Below are 13,623 nucleotides of genomic sequence, written 5' to 3' on the forward strand. Positions count from 1 at the left end.
CAAACTGCAAGGTTTTTTCGCAAACAATCGGTGACGATCTCCAGCAAATGCAGAAAACCAATGCTTTTCAAGCATAAAGCCTCAGCGTAGGAAGCATTGGTCAAAAGCTGGCGATCCAGCAAATAATAAAGAGGTAGGAAAAGATTGCTTTGGTGTCTTATCCGGTTGAGCTCAGAGAAACAAAAAAAGTATTTTGTAAAAAGAAAAGGGGTAACTATGAAATTTTTTTCAATGAAGTTGCTGGCACTGTTGTCGGTGGCAATGGTCGTCTATTCGGCACCGGCGATTTCTGCCAATGTTCCCGCGATTGCGGCAAGCTTTCCAGAAGTAGATGCGGTCTACGTCGGGTTACTGACCACGATTCCGTCATTGTTTCTTTTGCTAGGGATTTTTACTACTAGCATGATCGAAAAAAGGATCGGCAAAAAATACACGATGGTCACCGGCTTGGTCATTGTGGCGATTTTTGGCACGCTGCCGGCATGGTATCAGGGGAGCTTTCCCGTCTTGTTTCTTTCGCGCGCGATTCTTGGCTTTGGGATCGGCTTATTCAATCGTTTGGCGATTCAAATGATTAGTTTGTTGTTTCAAAATGAGCCGCAAAAGAAAGCCAAGGCTCTTGGGTTAGAAAGTGCCGTCGGTGGTTTAGGCGGTATCTTTATGACTTTGCTGGTAGGACAGCTAGTGAAGATCAGTTGGGAGATCTCTTTCTTCGTTTATGGCTTTGCCTTGATCAGTCTCTTTTTTGTTCAGGTATTTATTCCCAACGAAACAAAAGGGATCACTGATGAGGCTCTGATAGCGAACGTCACGGTTTCAACAGAACGGAAACAAAAGTCATTTGTTTTGGGTGTGCTCTTGTTTCTGATCGTTGTCTTGTTTATCAACTACAATCTGCAGATCACCCCGTTGTTGTTGGAAAAAGGAATCGGTGATGCGACCGATGGCAGTAACATGATCGCCGCCATTGCGACGGGGGCATTTATCGCAGGCAATGCCTTTGGCTTGATATATAGCCGCCTACATCGCTGGTTGCTGCCCGTTGCGGCATTGCTTGCAGGAAGCAGCATCTATTTAACCTATCCCTTGCAGACGGTGGGGCTGCTCTTGGGTTGTTCTTTACTACTAGGCTTTGCCTTTCGCAGCATCATGCCTTTTTTCACCCACTTGCTGACGACTGGTGGTGAAGCGGAAGCTAAGTTTGGCACGATCGTCTCGATCGTTGCTTACAATTTAGGAGTCACGTTAGCACCTTATGCATCACGCTTGCTGATACTAGTCAGCGGCAATGAAACAGCAGGGATACAGATGATCTTATCAGGGGGCATGCTATGTCTGATTGGTATGATCGCCCTTTTGGGAAATAAATTCTTTTTGTATTTTGAACGAGGGTAGGCATACGCTGGCGTGCTCCACGCTTTTCTGTCTTCAATTCATCACTTTCAGTGCTTTTAGATAGAAAGAAACGTGAATGAATGGGACGTGTAAAACTAACAGCAGCAATCAGAAGGGAGAACCAGATGTATCTTTTTCAAAAAATTGAAGAAGCAGCGTTTAAACAAAATGATGCAAGAAGGACGATCGGTGATTTTTTACTAGGCAATCGGGAAAAAGTCAGTGAGTATACTATGGAAGAAATCGCAAAACTGACCCATACCTCAAAGCCGACGTTAGTCCGTTTTGCAAAATATTTTGGCTTTTCCGGTTGGAAAGAATTTGTGTATGCCTTCGTGCATGAACTGGCACACTTTGATGATGGCTCAGCAACGATCGATGTGAATATCCCTTTTGGTGAGGCGGCAGACACATTAGAAATCATTGAAAACTTGGCGAACTTACGCATGCAGACGATTAAAGAAACAGCGGCACTTATGACGGTAAAAGACCTGAATCAAGCCGCTCGACTCATCAATGGCGCTCAAACCATCGTCATCTATGGGCGTAGTCCAAATTCGTATTTCGGGCAGCTGTTTAAACGCAACTTAAACACGATTCATAAAAAAGCCTTTGTTGCGGATACGGACGAAGCGGGCTTGATCTCCCAAACGCTTACCCCGCAGGATTGTGCCATTCTTATCTCTTATTCTGGCAATAATTCAGAGACCTATCCTATGAAAAATGTGAAAACATTGCTGAAAAATGGTGTGCCAATTATCAGTCTTACGAGTGGTGGGGACAACTATTTGCGGGACTATTCGACGATCGTCTTGACGATTGCTAGCCGAGAAAAACTATATTCTAAAATCGGAAATTTTTCCACAGAAGAATCGATTCAATTCCTTTTGACGGTTTTGTTTGCTCAGATTTTTTCCCTCGATTATCAGGAGAATATCCAAATGAAAATCAGCAACGCTCGTTATTTAGAAACGAGCCGCAAAACGACGTTTAAAGAGATGGCAGAAGAATAAAAGGACCACACCAAAAACGGTGTGGTCCTTTTTCCCTATTCTAAATTGTTGGAAGTGGTTGATTTCAATTCGATCGGCTCACCGGCAGCAACTAGACGAATCCGTTTCGGATTGACGATCCGATCGTACAAAGCTTCAGGGTCCCCATTAAAAGCATCGATATGCGGAGCATCCACTGATCCCCAATGGGAGAGGATCAATTCAGCATGAGGATAGGTATTTGCCAGTTTCACGGCGTTCTCAAAGCCGATATGCCAAGCGTTGTCGTTAAAGTCAAACAAGATCGCATCTGGTTGAGGCATCTCTAATTGTTCTGGTAAAAGACGAGAATCGCCAGGAATCCACAAGGAACCATCCGGAGTATCGATCCAAAAGCCGCAATAGTCCTCAATTTGGAAGACACGGTCAAATTTTGTCGTCTCATTTTGCCAAAGGTGATACGCCTTTGTTAAAGAAATCTCCAAATTTTTAACGGTGAATGAATCATAGATTTCGTGACCTTGGGCAGCAACTTGAAAGTGCTCTTGCATAAGTTCGGCAACATATTTGGGTCCATGGAAGCTATCGGTAACCGGGACTAATTTTTCAATCGTCGGAATGCCGTAGTGATCATTATCTGAATGGGTGATCAATACCGCATCTAAGTGAGGGACTGCCGCCGGTTTGATTGGCAGATCGATCAGTAACGGCAGGTCAAATCCTTCTAAGACCGGATCGACCATGATACATGTACCACGGCTGTTTAGAAGAATACCGGAGTTTCCTAACCAGCGAATGATCGTTTGATCTGTTTTTTGAAAAGCTTCTTCATGAAAGAAAATCGTTTTTGGGGGTATTGCTTGTTTCACGTTTGTCATGTTTCTTCGTTCCCTTCGCCTGTTTTTTATAAATCCAACCTAGAATAGCCGTTCATAACAGGCTAGACCAAATCGTTGATTCAGTAAGGATTGCTTCAATGGTTGGGGGAAGAAGCAGTGGTTTGATCCGTTGTTGCGGGATCATCGGGGCGTTCTTTTTCGGTTGGTGGGTCCATTACGTTGAAAAAGCCTATTATGATCGCGATAAATCAAAAGTAACACAATCATCTAGTAAATTATATCATTGTTTCTAGTGGCTTCGTCAAGGCGATGTTTGGTCTTTTAATGGAATGGATTTCGAAAAAAGAGCGGTTTTTAATGAAAAGATGAAATCCATTTCGTCTTTGGGAAAATATATTGGAAACGCTATCTATAAATGGTACATTGCTGGCAGAAAGAACAGTATGTTATACCGGTAAGCACATACAACATAGATTTTCTTTGAAATTTATTTAGGGGTGGAATGTATGAGTGAAAATTATCAATCATTAGCAAAAAAAATCGTCCAGTATCTGGGGGGACAAGAAAATATCACGGATGCCTATCACTGTCAAACCCGATTGCGCTTTAAAGTCAATGAAGAAAAGCGTATAGATCAAGGAGAACTAGAGGCGCTCGATGGGGTTGCCAAATACATCAATAACGCAGGGGTACATCAAGTCGTGATCGGAACACATGTCAAAGATGTCTATGAAGAAGTCACAAAATTGGTTTCGCTTCAATCATCAGGGGCGTCGGAACCTGGGGAGAAAAAAGGACCAGTAGCTGCAGTGATCGATTTTGTGGCAGGAACGTTTCAACCAATTATTCCCGCACTGTCCGGTGCCGGAATGGTTAAGGCAGTTTTGGCTTTATTGATAGTTTTTGATGTGATCACGGCTGATTCGCAAACCTATTACATGCTGAATCTTTTTGCAGATGGTGTTTTCTTCTTCTTACCAATGATCCTGGCCTTCACTGTGGCACAAAAATTGCGATGCAATCCGATTTTAGCGGCTTCAGTGGCTGCTATGATGATGCATCCTAATTGGGGTGCCTTGGTCACAGCAGGCGAACCCGTTCACTTTTTTGGGGTTATTCCTTTTACATTAGCAAATTATACGGGATCAGTCATTCCGATCCTGATCGTGATTTTTTTCCAATCGTATGTCGAAAAGTTTTTGAACAAAGTGATTCCAAAATCAGTGGAGCTGGTTTTTGTTCCGATGCTAACATTCTTGATAATGGGTACATTAGCCTTCTCGCTATTTGGACCGATCGGTAGTATCTTGGGTGGTTATTTGGCAACATTCTTTACCTTCTTAAGTGTCCATGCTAGCTGGGTTCCAGCGGTTTTGATTGGGGGCTTTTTGCCAATCATGGTGATGTTTGGATTGCACAATGGGATTGCTCCTTTAGGGGTGATGCAAATGGCAGAACTTGGGTATGACAGTATTTTTGGTCCAGGGGCATTGGTCTCAAACATTGCTCAAGCAACCGCAGTAGCAGTTGTCGCATTGCGTACGAAAGAGAAAAAAACTAAGCAGTTGGCGGTATCAGGGGCAATCACTGCCTACATGGGGATTACCGAACCCGCTTTATATGGCATCAATTTGCCCAAAAAATATCCGTTGGTTGCGGCAATGATTGGTGGGGCTTCTGGTGGTTTGTATGCTGGCTTGACCAATACGCATCGCTTTGCGACCGGTTCGTCTGGTCTCCCAGCAGTCTTACTATATATCGGTGATGATACGATGCGCTATTTTTGGAACATCATTATCGCATTGGTGATTGCAGCTGTGGTGAGTGGGGCCGTTACCTATGTCTTAAGTTTCAAATATGAAACAAAAGTGACAATTGATGTTCCGGAGATGAAAGCAGTAGTACTAGAAGATACCGGCTTGATCAATCCTGTACCGGGAATCGTGATTCCGTTGAATCAAGTCAAAGATGACGCATTTGCTTCTGAAGCACTCGGAAAAGGATTTGCGGTCGATGAACCCATCGGTGAAGTCATTGCGCCTTTTGATGGAAAAGTCGCTGCTGTTTTTCCTACCAAACACGCGATTGGCTTGGTTTCAGACACCGGAATCGAATTGTTGATCCATGTCGGTTTAGACACAGTGGAACTAAATGGTCAGTATTTTGATGCTTTAGTAGAAGCAGAGCAAAAAGTTACAAAAGGGCAGCGATTGCTGACGTTTGATGTACCGCAGATAAAAGCTGCAGGATATGTCACACAAGTACCGATCATCGTTACCAATACACCACAATATACCGCAGTCGAACGTGTGAAAGAAGGTTTGGTAGCTAAAGAAGAGGAAGTACTTGTAGTCAAAGTTTAGGAGGAAATAACATGGGATTATCAGATGATTTTTTATGGGGCGGTGCAACGGCTGCCAATCAAGCAGAAGGTGGTGTATTAGCAGGAGGACGTGGCTTATCAAATGTCGACCTCTTACCAACTGGTCCTGATCGCGCAAGAGTCGCTGCTGGTGAGTTGGAGATGTTAGAATGGCAGGAAGATTCTTTTTATCCAGCCCAAACGGCCATTGATATGTACCACCATTATATGGAAGATATTACCCTTTTTGCCGAAATGGGTTTTAAAGTGTATCGGATGTCACTTTCTTGGTCAAGGATTTTTCCAAATGGCAATGACGAAGAGCCCAACGAAGAAGGACTGCTTTTTTATGAGAAAATCTTCAAAGAATTGAGAAAACATCAAATCGAGCCATTGGTCACGATTGCCCACTTCGATGTTCCGCTGCATTTGATCAAGGAATTTGGGGGCTGGAAAAATCGTCGGCTCATTGATTTCTATGTGACCTATGCGGAAACCGTCTTCCAGCGCTATCGCGGGTTGGTCAAATATTGGCTGACGATCAATGAAATCAATATTTTGCTGCATCAGCCTTTTGTAGGTGGCGGGATCGTCTTTAAAGAAGGGGACAATCGTCAAGAAATCAAATACCAAGCAGCGCATCATCAGTTAGTCGCCAGTGCCTTAGCAACCAAAAAAGCTCATGAGATCGATCCGACCAATAAAGTCGGCTGTATGCTGGCTGGCGGCAGTCATTATCCTTATACTTGCCGACCTGAAGATTACCAAGAAGCAATCAATCGTGATCGCGAAGGCTATTTCTTTATCGATGTGCAAGCCCGAGGCAAATACCCCAATTATGCCTTGAAAAAATTTGAGCGAGAAGGCTTAACGATCAAAATGACACCTGAAGACGAGGCGATTTTAGCGGCTTCTCCTGTTGATTTTGTCAGTTTTTCTTATTACTGTTCGCGAACGGTCAGTGCCCATCCAGAAGACTATGCGCAAGCGACCGGGAATCTCTTTCCATCAATTAAAAATGAACATCTACCATCGACTGAGTGGGGGTGGCAGATTGATCCGTTAGGACTGAGAAATTCATTGAATCAATTGTATGATCGCTATCAAAAACCGTTGTTTATCGTAGAAAATGGGTTAGGGGCGATCGATACCCCTGATGAGAACGGGTTTGTCGCAGACGATTATCGGATCAACTATTTAAAAAAACATATTCAAGCCTTCAAAGATGCGGTGATGATCGACGGCGTGGAACTACTTGGTTATACTACTTGGGGTTGTATTGATCTTGTAGCAGCCAGTACCGGTCAAATGAGTAAACGCTATGGCTTTATCTATGTGGATCGAGATGATCAAGGCAACGGCACCTTGAAACGAACCAAGAAAAAATCCTTTGAGTGGTATAAAAAAGTGATCGCTTCAAATGGGGAAGTTTTATAGCATACAAAAAGAATGACACATTTCCTCGTGTCATTCTTTTTGTATTGTGTCATCTAACATCAGGAAAGGGAAGCAACAACTCTTTTTTCACGAGCCAATGATTGGCGCTTTGCAACGGCTTGCTATTTTTTCCCTACAAAATGCGCAAAACGGACAAACTGATTTTGGGCTTCTTCTTGTAAAAATTCTTTAGGTGTCAGCTGAAATTCTTGTTTGAAGCATCGTAAAAAATGGGTATAGGAGTTGAAGCCGCAAGCTTCGAAGGTGGCGGTGGCGCTTCTGGTTTTACGTAAAATTTCTTTGCTCTTTAAGAGTCGTTTCTTGACGACATAAGCATGAAAGGCGACGCCAGTTTCTTTTTTGAAGGTCCTCGAAAGCGAGTATGGGCTCATGAAAAGGGCTTTGGCGACGGTCTCTAAGGAGAGATCAGCGGTCAAATGCTGATTGATATAGGTAATGGCAGCCAAAATGTCTTTATTTTTATAGAGTGAGTCGGATAAAAACAGCGGTTCTTTTTCCTGATAGGCAATCGTATTGATGGAAATCAAAAACGCGATCAAATGATTTTGATAAAGTAAGTCGGTGCCATAATTGCTATCCGTTTTTTTGCGCAAAGGTCGCAATAGCTGGTCTAGTTGGTCGGCATCGATCGATAAAATACGACTGTTGATGCCGCCGTTGCTACGAAAACAGGCAGTGAGATCTGTTTGGGTAGTGGAGAGGGCAGTGAGATAACTAGGATTGATATACAGGTAGGTTCGCTCGAAAAAATCAGAAGTTTGATGGACGATTCGATGCAAGACATTCGGAGGAATCAAGATGATCGTACCAGGTTCTAGAGGGAATTCTCCGCCATCGATAAAGAAGACCGCTGATCCTTTTAAGGTACAGTGAATCTCATAAAAACTATGGTAATGATAAAGGGTATTGTTTTCTTCTACGATGTCTTTGATATGAAAGGCCTCAAAACGATCGTTGATCATCGTATCCGCACTTTGCTTCTCCATGATTGGCTCCTTTCGTACTCGTTTGTTTTTATCATACAAGAATAGATAGTAAAATGTCAATAACTGCTATTTTTGTGTAAATGTAAGCGTGTTACGATCAATCTATCAAAGAGAAATGAGAGGATGAACCCAATGGTGATTTTAGAACAGTTATTTGTGGAAAAACGTGTTGTAGAAGAAAAAATTGATCGCATGATCGAAAATTTAACGACGATCAAGGATGATAATGGCGAATTTCTATTAGACTTTGACGGCTTGATCGTTGATGATAAAAGCTGGGGGATTTGGAACTGGCCGCAAGGGGTGGGACTATACGGCATTTATAAAAACTACCAAATCACCAAAAATCCCAAAGCGCTCCAAGTTGTGGAAGAATGGTTTGAGCAGCGGATGTTAGAAGGCGCGCCGCCTAAAAATGTCAACACGATGGCGCCGCTTTTGGCAATGGCGTATCTTTATGAAGACACCAAAGATTCTCGTTACTTGCCGTACCTTGAACAATGGGCGGAATGGGTCATGCATGATATGCCGCGAACCGATGAAAATGGTCTGCAGCATGCGACCTATGGACCAGAAAATCGCAACCAGCTTTGGGACGATACCTTGATGATGACCGCTTTGCCTTTGGCGAAAATTGGCATGTTGCTGAATCGTCCGGCCTATATCGAAGAAGCAAAACAACAATTTATGATCCATATCAAATACTTAGTTGATAAAAAAACTGGTCTTTGGTTCCACGGCTGGACCTTTGAAGAACGCCACAATTATGCGCAAGCGCTTTGGGCAAGAGGCAACTGCTGGATCACCATTGCGATTCCTGAGATCATTGACATTCTCGACTTGCAAGAAGGAGATGCGTTACGAGGCTTCTTGATCAATACCCTCTTAGACCAACTAGCTGCCTTGCAAGAAATGCAAGATGAAAGTGGTTTGTGGCACACCTTGTTAGATGATCCTAGCTCGTATGTGGAGGCTTCTGCGACGGCTGGTTTTGCCTATGGGATTTTAAAAGCCGTTCATAAGCGTTACATTGACAAAGCTTGGGAAGATGTTGCCTATAAAGCGTTAGCCGGTTTGATCGAACAAGTCGCAGAAGATGGAGAAGTCCAAAATGTTTCCATCGGTACTGGAATGGGAGAAGACTTGGCGTACTACAAAAACATCGCGATTACAGCAATGCCTTACGGGCAATCACTGACAGTTTTAGCATTTACTGAACTATTGGTTTCATTTTGTTAAGCAGAACACCTTACGTAATAAAGAGAGGAGCAGACAAAGATGATCAAAAAAGCGATTCGGATGAAGCTACATCCTGGTTATGAAGCAGAATATGAAAAACGGCATCGCGAACTATGGCCAGAACTAAAAGAGCAGCTCATAGCACACGGGGCGAAAAGCTACCAGATTTTCTTAGATCCAGAAAGCCTTGCGTTGTTTGGCTACCTTGAGATTGAAGATGAAACCCGCTGGCAGCAGTTAGCGGCAACCGAGATCAACCAAAAATGGTGGCAGTACATGGCAGAACTTATGGAAACAAATCCGGATGATTCGCCAGTGACACAGGAGTTAAAGGAAGTCTTTACGCTGTAAGCTAGACAAAAATGTTTATTTCTTAAAACGAACACGGTCGCATCAATTGTTTGACATCAATTACTGGTTAGTCAAAGAGGTAGTTCGCTCACGAATGTGAGCGGACTACCTCTTTTGTTGAAATAGCAACACAGTCATTTCGGATAGAAGAAACGTTAAGAGAGAAGTGCTTTTTCTTGCTGCTTCAAAAATTTCTTTGGTGTCATACCGGTAATCTTTTTAAACGTTTGAACAAAATATTCGGGGGCATTACTAAAGCCCGTCATCGCTGCCACTTCGTAGACTTTGTAGTTTTTCTTCAGCAGTTCTTGTGCTTTTTGGATGCGGTATTCGGCTAATTTTTGATTGAAGCGAATCCCGGTTTCTTTGTAATAGGTTTTTCCTAAGTATTCAGGATTTAAGTACAAAAGATGGGCGGCGATCCATTTCAATGACAATGCTTCATGGTCATAATATTCTTCGATGATCAGGTTGACTTTTTGGGACAGCTGCATGTTCTCGCTATCGTCTAAGCTGCCCCGCATCAAATCGATACAGTGAAGCAGCATAAACTGGAGTTCGTGCCAATTATTCAAGAGCATGATCTTTGGGGAATAGTCATCAAAGTAGATGTCTTTTTTGATGCGATGGTTTTCAAAAATTGCCGATAACAAATCGTTGACCTGCAGCCGCAATAGTTGGACAGGGTAAAGCTCCATGCGACAGGTAGAAAAAAAGTTTTCCGTAAGAACTTGGGCTAAAGTCAGTTCGCCTTTGTCGATCAATGCCAAAAGTTTTTCACGGTATTCCATATAGAGACTATTTTCATAGACATTTTCTTGTGAGATTTGGGCTTCTTGGATGACTTCAAAGGTATCAAAATAAAACTCCTTATCCAAGTTCCGCTTGCCTAAATGATAACTGAGTAAAAATTTTTCGGGGGTTTCGACCCAGCAATTGATGGCGATCCCTTTTCCTAGATGCGCAGCCTGTACCTTCGTTTTAAAAAAGAGATTAAAGGTATTTTCCGTACTGAAGTTCAGGATATAGCCAACTTTGTTTTGATGACCGATCACCAACTCGTGATGGTTCTCATAGCTTTCGATCCGCTTGGCGATGGCGTGATAGAATTTCGAATCAAATAAGTACATACAAAATGGAAAAACGAACGATTCAGGCAGCGGTTCTTCTCCGCAGCTATTGATGTATTGTTCAATTTGTTGTTTTAAATAGAGGGTAGATTCCATTTGACGACGTTCAGAACGTTCGATCGTCTCAGCCAACGCTTCTGAAAGCTTGCTCGGAAAAACAGGTTTTTCAAGGAAAAATTTGACCCCTAAAGCCATCGCTTCTTTGGCAAAGGAGAAGCTGCCAAAGCCTGTCAAAATAATGATTTGAATCGCAGGATTGATGGCTTTTAATTTTTTGATCAAGGCAAGTCCATTGACTTTAGGCATATTGATGTCGGTAATCACGATGTCGATGGTGTTTTGCTGACAAAATGCCAAGGCTTCTTCACTGTCTGTGTAAATTCCTTTGACCACTAATGGGAAATCAAAAGAAGCAACGAGGTTAGCCACACCATTTGCTATCAAGGGTTCATCGTCAACAACGAGGATATTTTTCATGTTTCACTCACTCCTTTTAAGGGGATCACAAAGCGCACCGTCGTCTTTTTGAAGGGAATCGAGGAGACGATGGCTAAGGACGCTTGATCACCATAATGCAGTTGCAATCGTTTTTGAATATTGGTCAATCCGATGCCGCCTTCTTTTTCAATCGAGAAGTTGGCTTTAAAACCAGGGCCATTGTCAGAGACACTGACTTGGAGAAAGGTTGCTTGTTGTTCAATCGTAAGGACGAGGCGACACGTCTCCTTCATATCATTGACGGCGTATTTAAAGACATTTTCAATCAATGGTTGAATCAGTAACTTAGGAATCTTAAAGGACAAGTCATTCACCAAAATTACTTCGATATACTCGATCCGTTTCCCGAAGCGAACGTTTTGAATATTGATATAGGCGTGCACGATATCTAATTCATCTTGTAGCGTTGTGAAGTCAGACTTGGTATCGATTTTTTTTCGAAACAAATAGGCAAGGGAGGTGACCATCTCTGAGATCTGCCACTGCTGATTTTCAATGGCGATCCAGTTGATCGAGTCTAACGTATTGTATAGAAAATGTGGATCTAATTGCGCTTGCAATCCTTTAAATTCGATTTCTTGGGACAATATACGCATTTCATAATTGTCCTTGATCAAGGCATTTAATTCATCGATCATCGTATTGTAGCTTTCATAAAGGACCATGATCTCTTCTTGACTATTTTCTGGGACAGCGAGGGTCTTTAAAGAGGCCAGTTTTTTCGTTTTCCGCAGAACGGCCATTTGCGAAGCCAAGTCAGCTAAAGGGCGGGTCAGCTGATTGCTTATTTTCCGAATCACAACAATAATCAAACATAAAAAAGGCAAACTCACAGCGATGGAAAGGCCTTGTAGTTTATAAAGATCCGCTAAGACTTGGTTTTCAGGCAGTAAATAAATGAAGGTCATATTCGGCATCGTCTTCCGATCCATTGCATAGTAGTACTGGCGATTATCAAACGTCATGGAGCCGATCGATCGCTGGAAGGTTCCCATTTTCTGCTGCAAGGTATTTTGATCCGCAGCGAGGGTTTGCTCGTCATTTGCGGTACTATAAAATTGGTTCTGATACGCCATGAAAAATTGGTTTTGTTCAGAGACGATAGGAAGACTTTCGATCTCGTTACGAAAGAAGGACGTATTGACTAGAAATATCACCGTACCAATATAGGTTAAAGAAAGATCGGCTGTTGAATAGATTTTTCGCAGGTAGACACCTTGAGAAAGGTCTTTTGCAAAAAACCAACTCCCTTTGGCAGGCTTATCGGGCAAAGTCTCGATCATATCTTTGATGGTTTGGCCATTAAAGATATGGTCGGTCTCGGCTAGAAAGTTGATCATGTTTTCGTTCGTTGGGGTAAAGAGATAGACGTTTTGAATCGTTGATTCATTGCGTACGAGGGCGTTGATTTCTGCACTTAAGGCATTCTTTTGGTCGATCGCCTCTAAGGATTGCAAGGAATCTTGTGCCAAGATCCTTTGCAGGCCATTTTGGATCGGTGCACTATCGATAATGCGAAAAGAGAGGGTTTCGACGGCAGTTAAACGTTTGGCAATATTTGTTGAAATGATCGAGACATCTTTATACGCGGCTTCTTTCAGCTGCGCCATGTAGACTTGTCGCCAAACTAAGGTCAGGAGAACAGCCAATGAGACGATAATTGCCACCGTCGCAAAAAAGACAAAATGTAACTGTCGCTCAAAAGGCTGCTTTTTAAAGTGATTGATCAGCTTCTGGGACTTCATGGACACTGCCTCGCTTTGCTTGCAATTGTTTGGTTTTTTCAATCATCTGACCATGAAAAAATTCAGCGAAAAACAAGAAAATCACCAGTCCAAAGACGAGTAACAAGGAGGTTTTGGCAGTCAATAAGAGAAACAATAAATACCAGGTAAACAACAAGGCAAGGCCTTGCAGTGGGTAGCGAAAGACTAGAAAGATACTGACGTACAAGGTCTGTTTCCAAGCGTGTTGTTCGGCTTTGGCATAGGTCATAAAGCTGATGAATGCAGTGTAAAGGAGGAGAATCGTTAAAAGTAAATAGACAGGACGCAGCCAAGCCATTTCAGTCGGGAAAAAATGAGTAATCCGTAAGTTAAACAACAACAGGAGTACTGTACTTAATAGTCCAATGCCAAAAAGGGAAAAGGTGCGAAAGGCTTGCTTGTAGGCTTGCCAGAAGGCAACAGCTGAATAGTCATGACCAGTTTTACGAAAATCATGTAAACATTTGATCGTGACAGCGGTGGCAGGACCGAAGCCAAAAATCCCCAACCCTAAAAGGGTAAAGAAAAGCCATAAAAGGTTTAATTTAGCAAAATAAGCTGTTACCGTAAAAAGACGAAACAGTCCGGTTTGTATTTTTTTCATTGT

Annotated in this window: 12 protein-coding genes; 7 read left to right on the forward strand and 5 right to left on the reverse strand. The window is 42.7% G+C overall.

What is annotated here, in order from left to right:
* Positions 1-216 precede the first annotated feature (216 nt).
* Positions 217-1,395, forward strand: coding sequence for an MFS transporter (locus tag IGJ15_RS02980; protein ID WP_221692699.1), 1,179 nt, complete (start codon positions 217-219; stop codon positions 1,393-1,395).
* 125 nt (positions 1,396-1,520) lie between these two features.
* A complete protein-coding gene (locus tag IGJ15_RS02985) occupies positions 1,521-2,408 on the forward strand; it encodes a MurR/RpiR family transcriptional regulator (protein ID WP_231434909.1) in 888 nt (295 codons plus the stop codon).
* Positions 2,409-2,443: 35 nt separating this feature from the next.
* Here the strand turns inward: IGJ15_RS02985 and IGJ15_RS02990 are convergent, their stop codons facing one another.
* Positions 2,444-3,265, reverse strand: a complete 822-nt coding sequence (locus tag IGJ15_RS02990) for an MBL fold metallo-hydrolase (RefSeq protein ID WP_201705248.1) — start codon at positions 3,263-3,265, stop codon at positions 2,444-2,446.
* A 98-nt stretch (positions 3,266-3,363) separates the two neighbouring features.
* Here IGJ15_RS02990 and IGJ15_RS02995 point away from each other — a divergent pair, with 98 nt between their 5' ends.
* The 3 genes from IGJ15_RS02995 (at position 3,364) to IGJ15_RS03005 (ending at position 7,025) form a co-directional block, all read left to right on the forward strand.
* Positions 3,364-3,519 carry a hypothetical protein gene (locus IGJ15_RS02995; protein ID WP_005234170.1) on the forward strand — a complete coding sequence of 52 codons (156 nt, stop codon included), beginning with the start codon at positions 3,364-3,366 and terminating at the stop codon, positions 3,517-3,519.
* 213 nt (positions 3,520-3,732) lie between these two features.
* On the forward strand, positions 3,733-5,589 hold the full coding sequence (locus tag IGJ15_RS03000; RefSeq protein WP_333718687.1) for a beta-glucoside-specific PTS transporter subunit IIABC: 1,857 nt from the start codon (positions 3,733-3,735) through the stop codon (positions 5,587-5,589).
* Positions 5,590-5,600: 11 nt separating this feature from the next.
* Positions 5,601-7,025, forward strand: a complete 1,425-nt coding sequence (locus tag IGJ15_RS03005; RefSeq protein WP_231434905.1) for a 6-phospho-beta-glucosidase — start codon at positions 5,601-5,603, stop codon at positions 7,023-7,025.
* 122 nt (positions 7,026-7,147) lie between these two features.
* Here IGJ15_RS03005 and IGJ15_RS03010 read toward each other — a convergent pair whose 3' ends face one another.
* Complete coding sequence (locus tag IGJ15_RS03010; protein ID WP_201688482.1) at positions 7,148-8,032, reverse strand: AraC family transcriptional regulator; 885 nt, start codon at positions 8,030-8,032, stop codon at positions 7,148-7,150.
* A gap of 132 nt (positions 8,033-8,164) precedes the next feature.
* Here IGJ15_RS03010 and IGJ15_RS03015 point away from each other — a divergent pair, with 132 nt between their 5' ends.
* Positions 8,165-9,271, forward strand: coding sequence for a glycoside hydrolase family 88/105 protein (locus IGJ15_RS03015; protein ID WP_081117554.1), 1,107 nt, complete (start codon positions 8,165-8,167; stop codon positions 9,269-9,271).
* A gap of 39 nt (positions 9,272-9,310) precedes the next feature.
* A complete protein-coding gene (gene rhaM, locus IGJ15_RS03020; protein WP_061053170.1) occupies positions 9,311-9,622 on the forward strand; it encodes an L-rhamnose mutarotase in 312 nt (103 codons plus the stop codon).
* Positions 9,623-9,777: 155 nt separating this feature from the next.
* On the opposite strand, the gene IGJ15_RS03025 is transcribed toward rhaM, so the two are convergent.
* The 3 genes from IGJ15_RS03025 to IGJ15_RS03035 are packed head-to-tail and all read right to left on the reverse strand — an operon-like array spanning position 9,778 to position 13,620.
* On the reverse strand, positions 9,778-11,229 hold the full coding sequence (locus IGJ15_RS03025; RefSeq protein ID WP_005234181.1) for a response regulator: 1,452 nt from the start codon (positions 11,227-11,229) through the stop codon (positions 9,778-9,780).
* Positions 11,226-12,995, reverse strand: coding sequence for a sensor histidine kinase (locus tag IGJ15_RS03030; RefSeq protein WP_151195168.1), 1,770 nt, complete (start codon positions 12,993-12,995; stop codon positions 11,226-11,228). Before IGJ15_RS03030 ends, IGJ15_RS03025 begins: the two co-directional genes overlap by 4 nt.
* Positions 12,964-13,620 (reverse strand): DUF624 domain-containing protein, encoded by a 657-nt coding sequence (locus IGJ15_RS03035; protein ID WP_010749870.1) that lies wholly within the window; start codon positions 13,618-13,620, stop codon positions 12,964-12,966. Before IGJ15_RS03035 ends, IGJ15_RS03030 begins: the two co-directional genes overlap by 32 nt.
* Positions 13,621-13,623: the final 3 nt, after the last annotated feature.

It is taken from the genome of Enterococcus sp. AZ079, from assembly GCF_050547255.1.
GTDB classification, from domain to species: Bacteria; Bacillota; Bacilli; order Lactobacillales; family Enterococcaceae; genus Enterococcus_D; species Enterococcus_D casseliflavus.

Coding starts and splice junctions, on each gene's coding strand:
- IGJ15_RS02980 (WP_221692699.1), top strand. CDS start 217: ATGAAATTTTTTTCAATGAAGTTGCTGGCACTGTTGTCGGTGGCAATG.
- IGJ15_RS03000 (WP_333718687.1), top strand. CDS start 3,733: ATGAGTGAAAATTATCAATCATTAGCAAAAAAAATCGTCCAGTATCTG.
- IGJ15_RS03035 (WP_010749870.1), bottom strand. CDS start 13,620: ATGAAAAAAATACAAACCGGACTGTTTCGTCTTTTTACGGTAACAGCT.
- IGJ15_RS03030 (WP_151195168.1), bottom strand. CDS start 12,995: ATGAAGTCCCAGAAGCTGATCAATCACTTTAAAAAGCAGCCTTTTGAG.
- IGJ15_RS03015 (WP_081117554.1), top strand. CDS start 8,165: ATGGTGATTTTAGAACAGTTATTTGTGGAAAAACGTGTTGTAGAAGAA.
- IGJ15_RS02995 (WP_005234170.1), top strand. CDS start 3,364: ATGGTTGGGGGAAGAAGCAGTGGTTTGATCCGTTGTTGCGGGATCATC.
- IGJ15_RS03005 (WP_231434905.1), top strand. CDS start 5,601: ATGGGATTATCAGATGATTTTTTATGGGGCGGTGCAACGGCTGCCAAT.
- IGJ15_RS02985 (WP_231434909.1), top strand. CDS start 1,521: ATGTATCTTTTTCAAAAAATTGAAGAAGCAGCGTTTAAACAAAATGAT.
- IGJ15_RS02990 (WP_201705248.1), bottom strand. CDS start 3,265: ATGACAAACGTGAAACAAGCAATACCCCCAAAAACGATTTTCTTTCAT.
- rhaM (WP_061053170.1), top strand. CDS start 9,311: ATGATCAAAAAAGCGATTCGGATGAAGCTACATCCTGGTTATGAAGCA.
- IGJ15_RS03010 (WP_201688482.1), bottom strand. CDS start 8,032: ATGGAGAAGCAAAGTGCGGATACGATGATCAACGATCGTTTTGAGGCC.
- IGJ15_RS03025 (WP_005234181.1), bottom strand. CDS start 11,229: ATGAAAAATATCCTCGTTGTTGACGATGAACCCTTGATAGCAAATGGT.